This window comes from Ralstonia sp. SET104 (assembly GCF_003851545.1).
In the GTDB taxonomy this organism is placed as follows: domain Bacteria; phylum Pseudomonadota; class Gammaproteobacteria; order Burkholderiales; family Burkholderiaceae; genus Ralstonia.
On record NZ_BHVX01000001.1, the window covers coordinates 1 to 19,524 of the forward strand.

The 19,524-nt window shown below is 63.8% G+C and carries 14 protein-coding genes and 1 pseudogene; 6 read left to right on the forward strand and 9 right to left on the reverse strand.

What is annotated here, in order from left to right; genetic code table 11:
* Positions 1-185 precede the first annotated feature (185 nt).
* The gene (locus PSUB009319_RS00005; RefSeq protein ID WP_185453395.1) at positions 186-1,037 is read right to left on the reverse strand and encodes a LysR substrate-binding domain-containing protein; all 852 of its coding nucleotides are present in this window, start codon (positions 1,035-1,037) and stop codon (positions 186-188) included.
* Between the two features lie 123 nt (positions 1,038-1,160).
* Here PSUB009319_RS00005 and PSUB009319_RS00010 point away from each other — a divergent pair, with 123 nt between their 5' ends.
* Positions 1,161-2,027 (forward strand): alpha/beta fold hydrolase, encoded by an 867-nt coding sequence (locus PSUB009319_RS00010; protein ID WP_124380223.1) that lies wholly within the window; start codon positions 1,161-1,163, stop codon positions 2,025-2,027.
* Positions 2,028-2,128: 101 nt separating this feature from the next.
* Here the strand turns inward: PSUB009319_RS00010 and PSUB009319_RS00015 are convergent.
* Positions 2,129-2,936, reverse strand: a pseudogene (locus PSUB009319_RS00015) (MerR family transcriptional regulator).
* A 238-nt stretch (positions 2,937-3,174) separates the two neighbouring features.
* Here PSUB009319_RS00015 and PSUB009319_RS00020 point away from each other — a divergent pair.
* The 4 genes from PSUB009319_RS00020 to PSUB009319_RS00040 all read left to right on the forward strand — a co-directional run bounded on the left by PSUB009319_RS00020 (position 3,175) and on the right by PSUB009319_RS00040 (position 10,656).
* The gene (locus PSUB009319_RS00020) at positions 3,175-4,989 is read left to right on the forward strand and encodes a phosphodiesterase (protein WP_124380224.1); all 1,815 of its coding nucleotides are present in this window, start codon (positions 3,175-3,177) and stop codon (positions 4,987-4,989) included.
* A gap of 1,230 nt (positions 4,990-6,219) precedes the next feature.
* Entirely contained in the window at positions 6,220-7,644 is a 1,425-nt protein-coding gene (locus PSUB009319_RS00030; protein ID WP_124380225.1) for a discoidin domain-containing protein, read from the forward strand.
* 274 nt (positions 7,645-7,918) lie between these two features.
* The gene (locus PSUB009319_RS00035) at positions 7,919-9,607 is read left to right on the forward strand and encodes a twin-arginine translocation signal domain-containing protein (protein ID WP_124380226.1); all 1,689 of its coding nucleotides are present in this window, start codon (positions 7,919-7,921) and stop codon (positions 9,605-9,607) included.
* A gap of 26 nt (positions 9,608-9,633) precedes the next feature.
* The gene (locus PSUB009319_RS00040) at positions 9,634-10,656 is read left to right on the forward strand and encodes a 2-dehydropantoate 2-reductase (RefSeq protein ID WP_124380227.1); all 1,023 of its coding nucleotides are present in this window, start codon (positions 9,634-9,636) and stop codon (positions 10,654-10,656) included.
* Here PSUB009319_RS00040 and PSUB009319_RS00045 read toward each other — a convergent pair.
* From PSUB009319_RS00045 to acnA, 7 genes are all read right to left on the reverse strand, one after another.
* Positions 10,653-11,345 carry a Crp/Fnr family transcriptional regulator gene (locus PSUB009319_RS00045; protein ID WP_124380228.1) on the reverse strand — a complete coding sequence of 231 codons (693 nt, stop codon included), beginning with the start codon at positions 11,343-11,345 and terminating at the stop codon, positions 10,653-10,655. The genes PSUB009319_RS00040 and PSUB009319_RS00045 overlap by 4 nt on opposite strands.
* Before the next feature lie 17 nt (positions 11,346-11,362).
* Positions 11,363-11,734, reverse strand: a complete 372-nt coding sequence (locus tag PSUB009319_RS00050; RefSeq protein ID WP_124380229.1) for a 2OG-Fe(II) oxygenase — start codon at positions 11,732-11,734, stop codon at positions 11,363-11,365.
* A 42-nt stretch (positions 11,735-11,776) separates the two neighbouring features.
* Complete coding sequence (locus PSUB009319_RS00055; RefSeq protein WP_124380230.1) at positions 11,777-12,040, reverse strand: DUF2164 domain-containing protein; 264 nt, start codon at positions 12,038-12,040, stop codon at positions 11,777-11,779.
* 59 nt (positions 12,041-12,099) lie between these two features.
* A complete protein-coding gene (treA, locus tag PSUB009319_RS00060; RefSeq protein WP_260392767.1) occupies positions 12,100-13,713 on the reverse strand; it encodes an alpha,alpha-trehalase TreA in 1,614 nt (537 codons plus the stop codon).
* Positions 13,714-13,883: 170 nt separating this feature from the next.
* Complete coding sequence (locus PSUB009319_RS00065) at positions 13,884-14,657, reverse strand: ABC transporter substrate-binding protein (protein ID WP_124380232.1); 774 nt, start codon at positions 14,655-14,657, stop codon at positions 13,884-13,886.
* Between the two features lie 10 nt (positions 14,658-14,667).
* Complete coding sequence (locus PSUB009319_RS00070; RefSeq protein ID WP_124380233.1) at positions 14,668-15,564, reverse strand: GntR family transcriptional regulator; 897 nt, start codon at positions 15,562-15,564, stop codon at positions 14,668-14,670.
* Between the two features lie 44 nt (positions 15,565-15,608).
* Positions 15,609-18,224 (reverse strand): aconitate hydratase AcnA, encoded by a 2,616-nt coding sequence (gene acnA, locus PSUB009319_RS00075; RefSeq protein WP_124380234.1) that lies wholly within the window; start codon positions 18,222-18,224, stop codon positions 15,609-15,611.
* A gap of 80 nt (positions 18,225-18,304) precedes the next feature.
* Here acnA and PSUB009319_RS00080 point away from each other — a divergent pair, with 80 nt between their 5' ends.
* A complete protein-coding gene (locus PSUB009319_RS00080; RefSeq protein WP_124380235.1) occupies positions 18,305-19,513 on the forward strand; it encodes a lactonase family protein in 1,209 nt (402 codons plus the stop codon).
* Positions 19,514-19,524 lie beyond the last annotated feature (11 nt).

Sequence of the window (19,524 nt, forward strand, 5' to 3'; positions counted from 1 at the left end):
GCCGTTATGTATCGCGCTCAGCCTGGGCAGAGCACGACCTCAACAGTTTATTCAGACATAGCCTTTTTTATTGCCCGCAGAAAGCCTGCGTGAACGAAGCCACGCGGCACTGCGCGGTCATGGATGCCCGCATCCAGCTCGAACGCGGCCAGCGCTCGGCAAGCCATCCCTCACGCGGCGGGCCCTTACGCGTGCAGCTCGGCGACGATGCGCTCGGCAAGGAAATCGCAGGGCGGCCGGTTCGACGTGACGCTGCGCGCAAGAACAATCTCGAGCGAGCCGATCTCTGGCAAGCCGTGCGTGGCCCCGAGCAACGTAAAGTCAGACGGCACGGCACACCGTGCCAGCGGCGTGATGGCCAGGCCCGCTCGGGCCATTGTCAGCAGGCCCAGCAGGCTCGGGCTCTCATACGAGGTGCGGTACGCGATCTTTGCGCGCTCAAGGCTGCGGATCGCCTTCTCGCGTGCGACGCTTCCCGGTAAAAACACGGCGATGGGCAGGGGACGTTCACGCCAGATTTCCGTTGCCCCAGGGCCGGCTGCCCACACCATCGGCTCATGCCGCAAGAACTCGCCAGTCAGCCCTTTGACCCGCGTCGCGCAGACCAGATCCACCGTACCCTCGCGCAGCATTGGCGCCAGTGCAACGCTTGGCAGGCCGATCACCTGGATTTCGACCTTGGGATAGCTGGCCGAAAATTTCTTGAGAATCGGCGGAAACAACGACGACGCATAGTCGTCCGGTACGCCAATCACCACACGGCCCGTCACATCCGGCCGGACAACCGCCGCCCACGCCTCATCGCGCAGCGCAATGATCCGGCGCGCATAGGCCAGCAGCACCTCTCCGTCTTGTGTAGGCACCACGCTACGCGGCTTGCGTACAAAGAGTGCCTTGCCCAGCGCAGATTCCAGCGTCTTGATCTGCATGCTCACCGCTGACTGCGAACGGTACACAAGCTCAGCAGCGCGGCTGATCGTGCCCGTGTCTGCAACAGCAACGATCATGGTGAGAACGTCGACGTCAAGGGCCTTCATCTCGGTACGCATGTGCAGTCGCCTGTTTTTTGGTATCAGAAAAACTGAAAGATCCCATCAATATTATGCGATTTTCTTTTCTATCGCGGTGCAGCAAAGTCTGGGAAAAATGGAATTTCAACAATGAACGCGCGAACGCCCCTGACGACACTGGCCCTTGCCGGTGTATGGCCCCAACCCGCTTTTGCTTCCACAGCTTCAGGCACCTCCGTGCCCTACGTGGAGGCCGGGAGCGGCGAGCCGATGGTCTTTGTGCATGGGTCGTTGTGCGACTACCGCTATTGGGATCCGCAACTCGCCGCGTTGTCGAAGCACTTCCGCTGCGTTGCGCCGAGCCTGGGCCACTATTGGCCGGAAACCCACGCGTTTGGACACGGCGATTTCAGCTGGGCGGGGCATGTGACAGAGATGGCGGAGTTCATTGAAGCGCTGCGCCTGGGCCCCGTGCATCTGGTCGGCCACTCGCGCGGCGGCTGCGTGGCGTTTCATCTGGCGCGCCAATACCCACACCTGGTGAAGACGCTCACGCTTGCCGACCCCGGCGGACCATTGCAGGCCACACCGTCGGCCGCTACCGGCCAATTGCCGCCCGCCACCCAGGCGTTGCGAGCACAGGCCGCAGACCTGATCGAGCAAGGCGAATTCGACGCCGGCCTGAATCTGTTTGTGGACTCTGTCACCATGCCCGGCTTCTGGGGCAAGAGCACGCAGAGCTTCCGCACGATGGCGCTCGACAACGCGCTCACGCTGCCCAAGCAGTTGCGCGATCCGCTGCCCGCCTATACGCCCGAAGCCGCCAGTGAAATCCAGTGCCCGACATTGTTGATCGACGGGCAGAAGAGCCCGCGCATGTTCCGGAACACCGTCGAAAAGCTCCAGACATGGATCAAGGGTGCTGAGCGCCAAACCATCGCCGGTGCCTCTCATGGCATGAACATCGCCAACCCTGGCGCATTCAACCGCGCGGTTGCGGCGCTGGCTGGCCAATAGCCCAAAGCCCCATAGCCGCCCCACAGCCCCACAGCCAATGCACCGCGCACCCAAGGCGCCTGCCTGATCAGCAGGCGCCTTTTCACAACACACTTGCCCGCTTACGCCGCCGCCGTCAGCCCTTGCATCGCCTCACGCACATAGGCGATCAGATCAGGCCCCATCCACGGGCTGTCAGAAAGCTCTGGCTCGCGCTCCATCGCCACGCGCATCTTGGCCTGCGTTTGCGGATCGTCGCCTGCATACGCGCGAAACAGATCAACCCAGTGCCGGGCAAGCTGTTGCATGGCAGATGCGTGCGGCGGCGTGCCGTTGGCCAGATGCTGCCGCACCTCCGCAATAAGGGCCGGCCATTCATTGGCACGCTTGCCGAAGTTCTCGCGCATGAATTGCAGCTCTCGTGGCGACAGGTACTTCGCATAGATCGTCAGCTTGGTTTCGTTGGCCGCCTCCATGATGAAGTCGAGCATCTGCAGGCTGATGCCCGTGCGCTCCTGCAATGCGGGCTCGTTAATGTGCATCGTGTGCAGCTTGGCCGCGAGGATCGGGGCCGGCGCTGCGTCCTGCGCGAGCAGTGCCATCCACTGCTTGGCCAGCGCCTGCGCTTCGTTGCTGCGCGAGGCCACTTGGCGCGTCATCGCATCCTGCACGGTCGACACCAGCGCCGCTCTACGATCGTGGTCAGGGGAATGTCCGGATTGGCCAGGAAAGCCCCGACGTCGGCCAGCGACATGCCGAAGCGCGCAACGCCTGGATCTGGTGCAGACGAGCAATGTCAGCCTTGTCGTACAGCCGGTAGCCGCTGTTGGAGCGGGCCGAAGGCGTGAGCAGACCGATGGCGTCGTAGTGATGCAGCATGCGCACCGTCAGGCCGCAGCGTTTGGCGAGATCACCCACTTTCAACAACATGGTTGCTCCTGTCACCTGGCTTGGACACAGGCTAGGACCTCACACAATGCGAGGGTCAAACACAACATCAACGGATCACATTGGGCGGCGCCCGAAGAAGACGCAGGCGCGCCCCGCATTCTGAACCACGCCCCTCTTTGGTGGGGGCCGTCACCCGCCAACCCGCGTCGCTCCTAGCGTCATAAAAATTTCATTTAATACTGTGTTCAGGCCTCCCTCAGGAGTCCGTTTAGGCGGAATGTCCGATCTTGCGTCTGCTGCCAACGTCATGACTTTTTCACCGCTTCCCCTGCCCGCGGGTCTTGCACCCGAGATGTTGCGCACGGTGTTTCAACCGATCTTCCGCTTGTCCACCACCGAGGTGCTTGGCTACGAGGCACTGCTGCGCGGGCCGCCCGGCTCGGCCATGGAATCGCCCGCGGCGCTGTTTGCCGCAGCGTCGGACACCGCGGGCACGATTGCCCTGGAGACCACCGCCGCGCGGCTGGCCATCGCCAGCTTCTCGGCGATGCGCCTGCCGGGCAAGCTGTTTCTGAATTTCAGCGCACAAGGCGTGCGCCAGCTGCTGCAAGACCATGCCCGCCTGCTGCACGCGATTGCCGACCACGACCTGCACCCCTCGCGCATCGTCATCGAGCTGACCGAGCAGACACCCATCGACGATCTGGCCAGCTTTGCCGAGGCGTTGTCGATGGCGCGCGACTTTGGGCTGCAATGCGCACTGGACGACTTCGGCACCGGCAATGCCAACCTGAACCTGCTGATCGAACTCACACCCGACTTCATCAAGCTGGACAAATACTTCGTGCGCGACATCGCCAAGCACCCGGCCAAGCTGGACATAGCGCGCACGCTGCAGCAAACGCTCAACGGCGGCGCGACCAGCATCATTGCCGAAGGGCTGGAGACCGAAGACGAGCTGGGCGTGGTGCGCGATCTGGGCATCCGCTTTGGGCAGGGCTTCTTCCTTGCACGCCCGCAAGACAAACCCGCCATCGACATGTCGAGCCACGCAGCGCGCGTGCTGCAATCTTCACAGATTGCGGTGTTTCCGCAGGCGGTGCGCGTAGGCTGGCGCGCCATTACGGCCAGCAAGCTGTTGCGCCTGGCCCCCACGCTGCCCCTGCGCTGCAGCAATGACGACGTGCTGCATCTGTTCAACCGCCACCCCGATCTGCCCGCGGTGGCGCTGCTCGATGAAGACGAACGCCCGCTCGCGCTCATCGCGCGCCGCGCCTTTATCGACCGCTATGCGATGCCGTATCACCGCGAGCTGTACGGCAAGAAACCCGCCCTGACGTTTGCCAACCGGCAGCCGGTGCTGGTGGAGAAATCCGCTTCATTGGAAGACATGTCGGCGCTGCTGATGAACGAAGACCAGCGCTACCTGACCGACGGTTTCATCATCACCGAGCACGGCCGCTACCTGGGCCTGGGCACCGGTGAAGAGTTGGTGCGCACCGTAACCGAAATCCGCATCGAGGCCGCACGCTACGCCAACCCGCTCACGTTCCTGCCGGGCAACATCCCGTTGAACCTGCACATTGAACGGTTGCTGGAAGCGCGGGCGGAGTTCTACGCCTGCTATGTTGACCTCAACCACTTCAAACCCTTCAACGACCAGTACGGCTACTGGCAGGGCGACGAAATGCTCAAGATGGGTGCCGCTGTGCTGGCCGCCGCGTGCGAGCCCACGCGCGATTTTCTCGGCCACGTGGGCGGGGATGACTTCCTGATCCTGTTTCAGAGTGCCGACTGGCAAGCGCGCATCACGCAAGCCATGGCGGCGTTCAATGCCAACGCGCTTGCCATGTACACGCCCACAGACCGCGCAGCCGGCGGCATCCACGCTGAAGATCGCAAGGGCCTGCCGGCGTTCTTCCGCTTCGTGACGATGGCCGTAGGCGCGCTGCACGTGCACCCGGGCGCCGCGCGCAACAGCGACGACATCGGCACCGCTGCGGCGCTGGCCAAACGGCGTGCCAAGCAAAGCGACGACGGTTTCTATCTGGAAGCCATGCACCCGGCCCCGCCCGTGCGCGCCACGGCCTGAAACATTGAGGCAACGCTACAGCATTAACGGAATCGGCCCAGGCAGCGCGGCTTTCACCACCACTGGCGTCTTGTTGGCGGCGTGGAGCCTGGTGATGGCATTGCGGATGTGGAAGTTCACGTTGCGCTCGGTCATCTCCGGGATGGCCGCGACTTTGGCTGCCGCGTTGCCTTCGGGCAGCTAGTGCAGCGTCTGGCGCTTGATGCCTTTCAGGGGCGCGGCGGCATCCGGCAAGATTTTTGTTGGCCATCAGCACGCCGATGCTGGCGTGCGCGTGTTGGCCGCATTGCCACGCCGGGTCGATGGCCGCATAGCTGCGCGCAGATTATGAGCGCCCATCCCGTCGGTGGTTTTCATATTTCCAGCGCGGCGAAAAGCGTGATCAGCCTTGCGTTTTGCTGGCGGCACTCGCTGGCGTGCTCGAGCCATCAATAATCCGAGCGAATTACCCAGCATTCGTGGTTAATGCATGCATTTGGTTTTATCGAATATATAAACAACGCAAAACATCGATAAACATCCAGATAATCGCCATGCCTTGCGCAAGAAACAGAGCGATTATTTAAATGCGATCGTAATGCGACATTCGGGCGTGATTACCACTGCAGCTTTCCGCCCCTGACAATTCCTCCTACAGCGTCCGGGGTAAGCGAAATTCGTATTCTCGGTTTCCCGTTTTGCGCGCGACCTTTGCCTGAGTGCCCACCTGTGCACATGTCTAGGCGCGGTGTCGAAAACGCCGCAAAGCGTGCGCTGGCGCCACATCCGAATGATGCGAGAGTGCGACACACAGCAAGGATTGCGCCCCAGCCACGCGACAAAGTGTCGCAGTAAAAATAACAATAACGACGTTATACGTGCAGGCTAATCGACGTTTGAAAAAATTGACGTGTCAGATTTACACATGTATGTGGCGCGCCGCTCCCACGGCGGCAATTTAGGCTGAAAACGCCTTTCTTATTGCGCTTTCAGATAGTCAGCGAAACCCTTACAGTCTCGCCCGTGACTCGCCTTCTCGATGTAGTCGAGACCCCGACAAGAAACACGACGGTACGAAGCAACAGGGTTTTTTGGCGCGTCCTTCACGCTCGTCACTCCCCCGGTTTGTGGCGCTTTTTCAACTCGGATCTTTCCGGGATTGGCGAAGCTTTGCCCAAATTCAGAAAAGTGATGAGTGATTACCGCGGCGGCTCCCGCCATTAACTCACTTTGCACAGGATGTCCCGTTTCATGCGTACCCGATTCCTCTCTCTGGGCCTGGTTGCCGGCGCAGCGCTTGCGCTCTTTTCTGCGCCCACCCTGGCCAACTGCGTTGCTAATCCCGCCACGCAATCCAACAGCACATTCCCGGCCAGCCTGACCGGCAAGCTGGCGTACCACAGCTACGTCAGCTACGGCGACGGCACCAGCCAGATCTTCATTTACGACTTCGCCGCACGCTCGCTCACGCAGGTATCAAAGGCGGCCTGGGGCATCCAGGACCCGATGAACGCGGTGTTCAGCCCCGACGGCAAGTGGATTGCCTTCATGGGCATCACCAACGGCGCGTGGAACGTGTTCTTCTGGCAAGTCGGCTCGACCAGCATGCCGATCAACCTGACCAACAGCACCGGCCAGACGCGCAATGAAGATCCGAAGTTCAGCGCCGACGGCAAGTCGCTGCTGTTCAAGCAGAACGGCGACGTGATGCAGGCGGCGCTGTCGTACACCAGTTCGGGCCCGGTGTTCACCTCGCTCGTGAACTTGACGCGCACCGCGCCGACGGTGGAAGACTCGATGCCGTTCCCGACGCCGGACGGCACCGCCATGTACTACGCCACGGGCACGGGCGCAGGCATGGGCCTGTACAAGCAGACGATGGGCAGCACCACCAAGGTGGCCTTTGACACCCCGGCGGGCCTGGCTACGTACTACCCGATCGTGCGCGCCGATGGCACCGTGTTCTACGCCCGCTGGCTCGACGCCGCCAGCCAGGCCGATCAGATTTACACCAAGCTCAACCCGAGCGATGCACCGAACCAGTTGCCGCTCAACGACTGCAACAGCAACAACTCAGACCCATCGCCCGTGAACAACACGAACTACGTGTTCTTCTCGTCGACCACCAACGGCGGCTATCAGCTCTTCCTGGGCGACGCGACCACCGGCCAGCGCTGGAGCCTGTCGCAGTTTGGCGTGAACTCGGACACAACCAAGGCCAAGCTCGGCTCGAACTACTATGCCGGCGCCGCCACGTCGAACGTCGCACAGCAGACGGTGCTGCTCTCGCAAGGCCGACCGGCCAGCGCATCGTCCAGCTACGACGACACCGTCGCCCCCGCCAACGCCTTTGACGGCGACACCGTCAACACGCGCTGGGACTCGATCGAAGGTAGCGCCGCCGGCACGCAGTGGCTGATGGTGGATCTGGGCTCGACCCGCACCATCAACGGCGTCGACCTGTACTGGGACGCGGGCGCCAAGGTGTATTCGATCCAGACCTCCAACGACGGCGTGAACTGGACGAACATCTACTCGACCACCAACGGCGCAGCGTGGGGTCACGCAGTCCTCTCCAACCTCAAGGGCAGCGGCCGCTATGTACGCATGTACGGCACGCAACGCGCCACGGAGTGGGGTTACTCGCTGGATGAAATGCAGGTGTGGGGCTACTAAGCCGAAACATCAGCGTCGCCTGACATGACAACGCCCCGGCGGCTTCGGCCATCGGGGCGTTGTCTTTTTTTGGGGCATTGGCACGCCACGCAGGCGAACGACGTGGCAATACGGTTTCAGGTGTTCATCTGCCCGGCATATATGGCGCTGCCTGCACAACGGGTGCGATGCACCCGTCGCATTGGGGGCTACCCCTAAATTGTCAAAAGCTGAACATTCAGCCCGTGCACGACTCGGCACGATGGCGTCTCCGCACCACGCCAGAGAATGGACGATGCCCTCCCGTACACCACCGCACCACACCCCACCGCACGGCATGAGCCGGCGCAATTTCCTGACCCTCGGCGCCGCCGTCGCTGGCCTTGGCGCGCTGGGCCTGAACCTGCCCGAAGGCGCGCTGGCAGCCACACATGCCGCCACCGATGCAACCGATGCAACCGACACCAAATGGCACGCCGGTCAGCTCGCACACCTGATTCCGGCTGCCAGCCATGATCGCTTTCTCATCAAGGCATCGTTTCAGGCTCCGCTCGCGCATGCGCCCTGGCTGCTGGTCAACGGCAAGCGTGTCGCCGGCGAGCAAACGGATGCGACCGGCCGCTTCTGGCGCTTTGACGTGCGCGGCCTGCAGCCCGCCACGCAATACACACTGCGCATTGTCGATGGGGGTGGCAAGCCGCTGGCTGACGCGTGGCCGCTGCGTACTTTCCCTGCCCCCGATGCCACACCCGCACGTCTGCGCATCCTCGCTTACACATGTGCGGGCGGCTACGACGGGCCGCCAGTGGCCGGCAAGACTGCGTGGCTCGACATGGCCGCACGCCGCCGTCTGCTGGCACGCGGCATGTCGTTCGCGCCCGATACCGTCATCGCCAACGGCGACCACATCTACTGGGATCTGCAAACCTCGCAGAACAAACCCTTCGCCCGCCAGGTGCGCGAGCTGATGTGGGCCAGGTTTGGCGGCGCACTCGACATGTCGGTGCCGATGTCGCACCCGAAAAACGAAGCGATCTTCACCCGCGTGTGCGACTACCAGATCAGCGGGCTGTACGGCACCACACTGCGCTCCACGCCCGCGTATTTCCTGACCGATGACCACGACACGTTCGAGAACGACGAGTTTGACGACAAGGTCGCCACGCTTCCGCCCGAGCCGTACGGGCTGGTGGGCGCGGAGCTTACGCAGCATCGCTATTACCCTGAGTTCCTGCCCGACACCAATCGCCCCGTATGGCTGCCCGGCGGTGACAAAGCCGGCATGCCTGCCGACACCAACAGCGCCTTCGGCACCCTGCGCTACGGCGCGCTGCTCGAAGCCGTTCTGTACGACTGCCGGCGCTTTCTCGACAACAAGGGCATCCACGCACGCGTGGTGCCGCAGTGGGTAGAAGACTGGCTGGTCGCACGCACCCGTGCGGAAGATACGGCGCACTTCTTCCACGTGCCGTCGCTGCCATTTGCATATTCATCGGGCAAGCTGGGCGACTGGTATCCGGACCTGCTCGACAGAAAGACGGGGCGCCTGGTCGCCAACCAACCGAAGCCCGGCTGGCAGGCCGGCTGGCACACGCAGCATCAGCGCCTGGTGGCTGCGCTTGCCGGGCAGAAGCAGCGTGCGGCCGTGATCGTGCAGGGCGACTTCCACGCGTCGGCGGCCGGGTCGATGTCGCGCTCGGGCGATCTGGCGTTTGCACACCCGGTCCACACGGTCATGACTGGCACGCTGGGCACCGGCGACCTCGCCTTTCCCTCGGCGTTTCGCAGCATCGAAACCACACCCGCGCTGTCCGTCGCCATGCAGGAAGCCTTGCGCCCGACCGAGAAGAACGGCTTTACCATCATCGACGTGACGCCCGAGAAAATGACCTTCTCGCTGTTCATGTGGCGCCCGCCAGAGCCGGTGGAAGCCATCGACACCCTCCAGCCGTCTCTCGTGTACGAGGTGCCGCGCCTGGCTTGAGGGGGTGCACAACAACAAGGAGACGCATGACGAAGATCTGTATCGTGGGGGCCGGTTCGATCGGCTGCTATCTGGGGGGCCGCCTGCTGGCCGCGGGCGCAGACGTCACGCTGGTCGGCCGCGCGCGCATCGGCGACGAGCTGCGCGCACACGGCCTGACACTGACGGACTATCGCAACGGCCGCTGGCAAGTGCCGGCTGCCGGCGCGCGCTACGTGACCGACCCCAACGCGGCAGCCGATGCTGACCTCGTGCTGGTGACGGTCAAATCCGCCGCCACGCCATCCGTTGGCAATGCGCTGAGCCCTGTGCTGCGCACGGGTGCAATCGTCATCAGCTTCCAGAACGGCCTGGGCAATGCCGATGTGCTGCGCGCCGCCTTGCCGCATCACACCGTGCTGGCCGGCATGGTGCCTTTCAACGTCATGCAGCCGGAACCCGGCGCCTTCCACCAAGGCACGGGCGGTGAGCTGCAGGTGGCGGCATCCCCCATGCTGCAGCCATTTCTGGATGACTTCCGCCGCGCGGGTCTGCCACTCATGGAACAGGCCAACATGGCAGCAGTGCAATGGGCCAAGCTGCTGCTCAACCTGAACAACGCCATCAACGCACTGGCCAACCGGCCGTTGAAAGAAGAGCTGTCGCAGCGCGCGTATCGGCGTTGCCTGGCGCTGGCGCAAACCGAAGCGCTGCGGTTGCTGGCGCGCGCGGGCATCCAACCCGCCAAGCTGACGCCCGTGCCACCCACGTGGATTCCGCGCCTGCTGGCCACGCCCGATGCAGTGTTTGCACGACTGGGCGGCAAGATGCTCGCCATGGATCCGCTGGCGCGCTCGTCCATGTCCGACGATCTGGCTGCGGGGCGCCCCACTGAAGTCGACTGGATCAACGGCGAGGTTGTACGCCTGGCGGAACGTCTGGGCCAACGCGCCCCGGTGAATGCGCAACTGTGTGCGCTGGTGCATGCCGCCGAATCTGCCACCGAATCATCCAAACGCCCGAGCTGGCCGGGCCACGATCTGCTGGCGGCATTGCGTGCGGTGGGCTAGTCTGCGCCGGCCTCGCTCGCGCCTAGCAACAGCGCCATGTCTTGAATCTCGATGTGGCCATACCGCAGGCGAATCGCACCGAGTTTAACGAGTGCCTGCAGCTCTTTGCTGAGCGTCTGCCGACTGATGCCCAGCATCATGGCCAGCGCGTCTTGCGAAGTGGAGATGCTTGCGCGCCCTTGCGCCGATAGCGACACGTCGCCATGCGCCAGCGAAGCAATACGCCGCGCCACACGCGCCCGCGTGCCCTGCAGTGCCGCACTCGCCAGTGATCCATAAGCAAGCCGCAAACGCGTCGCCACCAGCCGCGCAATCGCGCCGGCAAATGCCGCATCGCACATCAACGCTTCAAAGCACGCCACGCTCACAGCCAGCACTCCGGAATCTTCCAGCGCGATGGCGCAATGGCCGCGCGGCCGCTGGTCAAGTGTCGACACACCGCCAACCCAGTTGCCCGGCTCAACCAGGGTGAGAATCGCCTCGTCGCCCTCGGCATTGAAGATCGACAACTTGAGCGCGCCGCTCGCCACGCCAAAGAAGGCGTGCGAACCGGCGTCCATCGGATCGCCCTGACGGAACAGGAATGCGCCCGCCGCAACAGGCACGGGCGTGGCGGCCTCGAGCAAGGCATCAGCAACGCGGGGCGGCAGACTTTGGAACCAGGGGTTGGCAGCAAACGCATTCGTCATGATTCCACCCTCAACCGTCAGCCGCGTCGTCCCAACACCCATCCCACCGAGAACACATATCGGCTGCCACCCACCACACGCGTCACACTGTGCTCGCACGCATCGGGCCGGAACAGTTTGATGCGCGGTGTCTCGAAGATCGGGTTGGCGCAGACAAACTCGCCGCCCGCACGCGGCGATTTCAGCACGATGTTCAGGCGATAGTGCCGGCCGTTGGAGACCGGATCGGTATGCGGCGCAATCTCTGCGCCGTCCGGATAGCGGAGCAGATAACTGTCGAACGGTATGGGCCACACCGCGGTGGCCAGCAGCATCTTGTCGTAGCCCGTGCCCTGCCGGCCGCACTGCCAGCGCAAGGCCGTGCTGAAGAATGTACGCAAGGAAGACATGAGAACAACCGGGCGATGGAATCCGGGCATGGTAGCCGGGAACTATCGGCGTTTGTCGAATTTATTCCCGTACGCGAAGGGCGCCTGGTAGCACGCGTGATCCAGCTCGGCCACGCGCGCGTGCAGGCGTTCCTGCACCTCTTGTACGGCGAGGTTGTCGGCCACGGGGCCGATCTCTTCCAGAAAGAAGCTCAGCAGCGCACCGGCCTGGATGTTGCCGATGCGCGCTTCCATGTGCGCGGTGAAATAACGCTGGATGGATTGAACGGCCTCTTCGCGGACGCCGCCTTCAAGTTCGATGGGTATGCACTGCGCCGGCGGTGGAGGTGAAGGTGAAGGTGGAGGTGGCGCAGGAGCCCGCCAGCTTACTGCCCGCGACCGTACACATCGAGCAGCTTGAGCGTGACGCCGTTGGTCCAGCCGAACCCATCCTGCAGTGGATATTCACCCCCGCCGCCACCCGTGCCGGTTCCATCGACGATATATTTCTCGACGAGTTTCTGCTGGCTGGCATATAGCTGCTCGACACTGCCGAGAAAGCGCTCACCAATCGCCTGCGCGAGTGGTTGCCAGCCGTATCGCTGCGCACCTCGCAGTGCAATCCATTGGAGCGGCGCCCAACCGTTCGGGGCGTCCCACTGCTGGCCGGTCTTGAATGTCGTGGTCGACAGCCCGCCCACCTGCAGCAGCGCTTGCTGCGTCCACCACAACGTCGCCCATGCGCGATCGGGCCGCGCGGCGCCGACGAACAGCGGATACGTCATCGCGGCAGAACGGTTGTCACGGATGCGGCCGAGCTGCCAGTCGTAATCGGCGTAGTAGCCGGCGGGATGCCACAGGTAGCGCTCGATGGCGATGGCGCGTTTGCCCGCGTGCACGGAATACTCCACCGTGCACGCAAAATCGCGCGCCGCAGTGCAGCCGCGCGCGATGGTCTTCTCCAGCTGGAACATCAGGCTGTTCAAGTCCACCGGCACGATGGACGTGGTGCGGATGCTGCCCAGCGTGGCGTTGTCACCAAACCAGCGCGAGCTGAAATCCCAACCGCTTTCGGCCGCCGCGCGCAAGTCTCGCCAGATCTCGTTGGCGGGGCGTCCGGGTGTTTGCTGCGCGGTGGTCACGTCTTGCAGATAAGACTCTGGGCGCGGGGTGTCCTGGTCATCCCAGTAGCGGTTGAGCATGGCGCCATCACGCATGACAACGACATTGTTGTTCGCCTTCCCAGCCGGTGTGGTGGCGGCACCGCGCATCCAGTACGCGTATTCCTTGCGCAACTGCGGGAGGTAGCGCTTGAGCGCCGCGTCGCCTTCCTGCTGCGCGGCCAGCTCTACCATCAGCGCAAAAAACGGCGGCTGTGAGCGGCTCAGGTAATACGTGCGATTGCCGTTGGGGATGTGGCCAAACTGATCAATGGCATAGGCGAAGTTGTCGAGCATGTTGTCGACCAGGTCTTCGCGGCCGGCTTCCTGCAGGCCGAGCATGGTGAAGTAGGTGTCCCAGTAATAGCCCTCGCGAAAGCGGCCGCCGGGCACCACATAGGGTTTCGGCAGTGGAATGAGCGAGCTATTGTCGGGCGCGGTAGTGGTGGTGCGCGTGAGCGCTGGCCATAGCCAGTTGATATGCGCGCGCAGGGACTGCCCCGTGGGCGGCGTCACCGGCGTGTCTACCGGCGGCGTGAAGTACTGATCGACAAACGCCTTGAGCGAGAAGCCCGGCACGCTCCTCTGCACCTGATACGCCTGCACGATGACGGCCGGCGCGGCCTTGGGCAGCGCATCGACAAAGGTCTTCTGATCCGGATACACCTGCGCGGTCTGCACAGCCACAAACAGATCGCCGTAAAGCTTGTCGGGCGATGGCGGCAGGGCCGCACCCACGCCCACATCGGCCAGCGCTGGCGCTGCCGCGAAACCGAATGCCAGCCATGCAACCACGTTGGCCGCGCGGCGCCGGATCAAAAAGTGAACCTGTCGATACATCGTCATCTCCTGCCTGGTGGACGGAAAGCCAGTCCAGAAAAGGAGACACTGACAGCGTTGTCAAATCGAGAGGTTTTGCGCAACACGGTTGCGCGCCCAAGCGCCAGCCATGGCGCCAAACCAAGCTCCGCTGGCAAGCAACTTGCTGGCGCGCCCCGTCGCCTTGTGCATCAAGCGCGCCCGGAAAGCTGCGAAACAATCGCACTCGGGTTCTTGATTGCCGGCGCCACTGACACCCCTGCCACCCCATGCCGCAGCAACGCCTGCGCAACAAACCCTGACGCTTTCATCTCTTCCACAAAGCCCGCGACCAATGCCGCGGCTTGCGTGCCCCGGCTGGCCGGCACGCCCATCGCCTGACGAATCACCATGAAGCGCTCGTCCAGCAGGCGCAGGCCCGGCACGTTGGCGGCATCGGCTTCAAGCTGTTGTTTGACGCCCGCGGCGACCTCGCTATGCGTGTCGATAAAGGTCTGCACCACCGTCGGCGACGTGGGGGCACGCACGATCGCTGCATGCTGCAGTTCGCGCGTGAGAAACAGATCATATGCACTGCCCTTGCCGACAACGACACGGTTGCCCGCGTGATCCACATCGGCATTGGTGCGGATGGGCGAATCGTTGTGCACGAGGTAGTAGCCTTCGATGAGCACATACGGTTCAGTGAAAGAGATACTTGCAGCGCGGCGTGGGTCGATGGCGAAGAAGCCGATATCGGCCTGCTCTTGCGACACCACATCGACCGACTTGCCAGCCGCATCGACCACGACCAGTTTCAACGCCACGTCCAACCGCTGCGCCAGCGCATGCGCCAGATCAACGGATACGCCGGCGGCCTGCCCCTGCGCATCCAGCCTCGCAAGGATCGGGTTGCCCGTATTGATGGAGGCACGCAGAACGCCGGTGGGCGCGAGTGCAGCAAGCAGGGTCGAGTCGATAGGCATGGTGCGCGTGTTAAGGGGTGAGGATGCGGGAGATCTTAGAGATGGCATCGAGCGTGTGGCGCAGGTGTGCGCGCATCATGTCCGATGCCTCTTCGTTGCGCTCGCGTTCGAGCAGTTCAAGGATGTAAAGGTGCTGCCTGGCGTGTTCTGGATAGCGCTCGCGGTGCTGCATCGAGCGATACGACAGCAGCCGGCGCACGCGGTTGACGCGGCGGATGGTGTCGATAAAGAACGCGTTGCCAGACGCCTCCACCAGCGATTCATGGAAGCGCACGCCGCGGTCGTGGAGCTGGTCTGCCGTATCGGTTTCGATACCGCCATTGAGCAGGTGATTCTCTGCAGCCCGCAGCCGTTCAATGACACGGGCATCCAGCCGATACGTGGGCTCCAGCAAGGCCGCAGGCTCCAGCGCCAGCCGCAAGCGGTACGACTGCAGCAGGCTGTCGGGCGTGGTCAGCATGGTCGAAAACTGCCAGCCGTAACCCGGCTTGCGCTCGGCCCAGCCTTCCTGCGCGATGCGGCCGAGCACAGCGCCCAGTTGCGTGGCAGTCAGGCCATAGCGCGCGCGGATCGTCTGCTCGGCAAATTCGTCGGGCAGCAGGCCCTTGAGGCGGTCATCCGCGATCTGGAAGTACGCGCGGCTCACCACGTCGTCTTCATCCAGGCCCAGCTCGATGGCGACGACCGAAGCAGGTGCTGTCACCGGCTTGGCAACAAAGTAACCGCGGTTCTTCTCGCGCGCGAGGATGCCCTTCTCGTGCAGCAGCGCCAGTGCCTCGTTCACGGGCGAGCGCGACACGCGCAGCCGGTCGGCAATCATCTGCGCGGGCAGATGCGCGCCGACCTCCAGGCCCTCGGCCTGGATGAGATCAACGATTTGCGTAGCGATGGGGCGGTCGTGCTTCATGGCCTTCAATAGCGTAGCGTCATGGGCACGGGCATCTGCGGCAATCACGCTGCGGCCAACGTATCGCCAAGGATCGAGGGGATCACGCCTCCGCGTCGGAGCAACGTCGCTTCGAGCTGTGTCTCCACGGCGGCGGCGGCGGCGAACGTCTCCTCGCTGCCATCTGCACGCCGGATACGAACCGGAACAGTGCAACGCGGTTCGATCCGCTCCGGCAACGCCGAGATGTGAATCGTGTCCCAAGCGCGAATGTTCAGCGTCTGCGGATTCACCCCCGCCGGAAACCGCAGCGGCAAGATGCCCATGCCAATCAGATTGGAACGGTGAATGCGCTCGAAGCTTACCGCAATGACCGCCCGGATTCCGAGCAGCCGCTGCCCCTTGGCGGCCCAGTCGCGCGACGAGCCGGTGCCATAGCGCGCGCCCGCCAGCAGCACGACCGAAGCACCTTCATCGTGATAGCACTGCGCCGCTTCGTGGATCGGCATAACCTTGCCGCTCGGCACATGCACGGTGTGGGCGACAGGCGCGCCGGGCACCAGCAGGTTCACCAACGTCCTGTTGTAGAACGCGGCACGCACCATCACTTCCCAGTTACCGCGGCGCGATGCAAAGACGTTGAGGTCATTGCGGTCATCCCCTCGGTCGACAAGAAAATCGGCGACGAAGCTGTCTTTCGGAATCGCGCTGGCGGGTGAGATGTGGTCAGTCGTGATGTCATCACCCAGCACGAGCAGCGGGTGGGCGTCGAACTCGCCGAGCTGGCTGCCGGCGTCCAGCGATGCAAATGGCGGGCGACGCAGCGCGGTGGATTGCGCATCCCACGGGTAACGGGCGGCTGTGGGGGCATCGATGGCGGCCCACATTGGGTTGGCGGTGGCAACGGCAAAGGCGCGACGATAGTCCATTGGCGATGTACCTTGCCGGACCAGCGCGTCGATCTCTTCGTGCATCGGCCACAGGTCGCGCAGATAGACGGGGGTGCCGTCTGCGGTGGTTTGCAGCGGCTGGTTGCTCAAATCGAGCGCGGCATCACCCGCCAGTGCAAACGCAATCACCAGCGGCGGCGACATGATGAAGCCGAGGCTCAGGTCCGGATGCACGCGGCCCGGGAAGTTACGGTTGCCCGAGAGCACGGCCACCGGCGCTGTCTCGCCCTTCGCAACCGCCTGCTGGATCGGCGCCGTAAGCGGGCCGGAGTTGCCGATGCACGTCGTGCAGCCGAAGCCGACGATGTTGAAGCCCACCGCCGACAGGTCGTCCATCAGGCCAGCGCGTTGGAGGTATTCGGCGGCAGCGGGTGAACCTGGACCCAGTGACGTCTTCACCCACGCGGGCACGCGCAAGCCGCGTTCACGTGCACGGCGCGCAACCAACCCCGCCGCGATCAGCTGCGCCGGGTCCGACGTGTTGGTACAGCTCGTGATCGCGGCAATCGCAACGGGGTACGCGGGCAGCGTCGCGCTCGGTTGTGCGGCGCCCGCGATGGCGGACAACGCCCGCCCCGTCTGCGCATAGGGCAGCAGATCCTGCGGCCGGCGCGGGCCTGCCACGTGCAGATGCACGGTGTTCAGGTCGATCTCGACCACGCGCGTGTAGCGCGGCGTGTTATCTGGGTCGAACCACAAACCTGCATGGCGGTGCAATGCTTCCACCCGCGCGATGGCGCCTTCCGTACGGCCGGTCGTGCGCAGGTAGGCCAGCGTCTGCGTATCCACGGGGAAGAAGCCCGTGGTCGCACCGTATTCGGGTGCCATGTTGGCAACGACAGAACGCTCGCCTGCAGAGAGCGCGGCAACGCCAGGGCCGAAGAACTCCACAAACTCGCCCGACACGCCGATGTCGCGCAGCGCCTTCGTCGCCGTCAATGCCAGATCGGTGGCGGATGAGCCTGCCGGCAGCGCGCCGGTCAGTCGCACGCCAATCACATCCGGAATGCGCTGCATGACCGGCATGCCGAACATCACGGTCTGCGCCTCCAGGCCGCCCACGCCCCAGCCGAGCACGCCGATGCCGTTGATCATCGGCGTATGGCTATCGGTGCCGATCAGGGTATCGGGCACGAGCCACCGGGCACCGTCGATGGTCTGCACGGTGGCGACCGTCGCCAGTTGCTCCAGGTTGATGGTGTGCATGATCCCCGTGCCCGGCGGGTGGATGCGTACGCCGCGCAGCGTGTTCGATGCCCAGCGCAGGAAGCGATAGCGCTCGGCGTTGCGGCGCATCTCGATCTGCAGGTTGCGCGTGGCGGCATCGGGCTGCGCGTAGGCCTCGACGGCCAGCGAGTGGTCGACCGACACATCCACGGGCAGCACCGGGTTGAGCGTGGTCGGGTCGGCCCCGGCTTCAGCCAATGCATCGCGCATGGCAGCGATGTCCACCAGCGCGGGCGTGCTCGTCGTGTCGTGCATCAGCACGCGGTTCGGCTGGAAGGCGATCTCTTCTTCGCTGGTGCCGTTGTTCAGCCAGCGCAGCACACCGTTCACTGCACGCTGGCGTTCTTCGCCTTGTGTGTTGCGGATGACGTTCTCCAGCAACAGCCGCAGCACAACCGGCAGTCGCGTGAGCACGCTGCCAAACATCGCCGGCAGATCGACATAGCGATAAGTGGTGCCGCCAACGCTTAGCGACGCTTCAGGTGGGGTGTAGGTGTTTTCCATGACTGTATTTTTGCATGTGTATACGAAAAAATGCAATCAAGTGGAAACCCCAATCACGAAAAACACGCACGGAGACGCGTATGAAACCGGCCCCCGCCGAGCCCCATTCTTCCGAGCCGAACCGCCTGCGGCGGCGCCTGCTGCACGCCGCCGCGTTGGCGTCCATGGGCACGCCCACCATGGCCGCGGCCGCCACGCACCTTACCTCTACGACTTCGAAACCCATGACTATGTATGCCTACGTTGGCTCGCGCACCACGCGCGAGCGCAACGCCCGCGGCGACGGGATCAGCGTGTTCCGCGTCGACACGCACACCGCCGCGCTTGAGCCGGTGCAGCTCGTCAACAACCTGGTGAACCCCTCGTTCCTGGCGCTGAACCACGCAGGCGACCGGCTCTACACCGTGCATGGCGACCTGAGCGACATCAGTGCCTTCGCCGTCGACCGCGCCAGCGGTCAGCTCACTTTCCTTAACAAGCAGAGCACGCAGGGCAAGAACCCCGTGCATCTGGCAATCGACCCGTCGGGCAAATTCATCGTGGTGACGAACCACATCGGCGCAAGTCTGGCCGTGCTGCCGATTGCCGGCGACGGCGCGCTCGGTGCGGTCACGCAATTGGTCAAGCTCGACGGCCCCGTCGGCCCGCACCGGGTTGAGCAGAAACAGGCCAAGCCGCACTTCAACCCGTTCGACCCGGCGGGCCGCTTTGTCATCGTCCCGGACAAGGGGCTGGACCGCACCTTCGCCTTCCGCTTTGCCGACGGCCGCCTGACGCCCGCAGCGCCCAGTTTTGTGGAAGCGCGCGAAGGCGCGGGCCCGCGCCATGTGGCGTTCCACCCGAACGGCCGCTTTGCCTATGTCGTCAACGAGCTGGATTCGACCGTCACCACCTACGGCTATGACGCTGCCACCGCCACGCTCACACCGCGTCAGGTGCTGTCATCGCTGCCGGACAGCTTTACCGGCAACAGCCGCGCGTCAGAAATCGCAGTGGATACCGCAGGCCGCTTCGTCTATGCATCCAACCGCGGCGACGACAGCATCGCCGTGTTCCGCATCGACGCCGCCACGGGCCTGCTGCACTTCACTGGCGCGGACAAGACCGGCGGGCGCACACCGCGCTTCTTCACCATCGCCCCCGACGGCCGCTTCCTGTACGCACTGAACGAAGACAGCGACACCATCGTCGCTTTCGGCATCGATGCGCACAGCGGGCGCCTGCGCCCCACCGGCCTGAGCGTGCAGAGCGGCAGCCCCGTCTGCATGGTGTTCTCGCATCCGGCTTGAGGTGAAGGTGA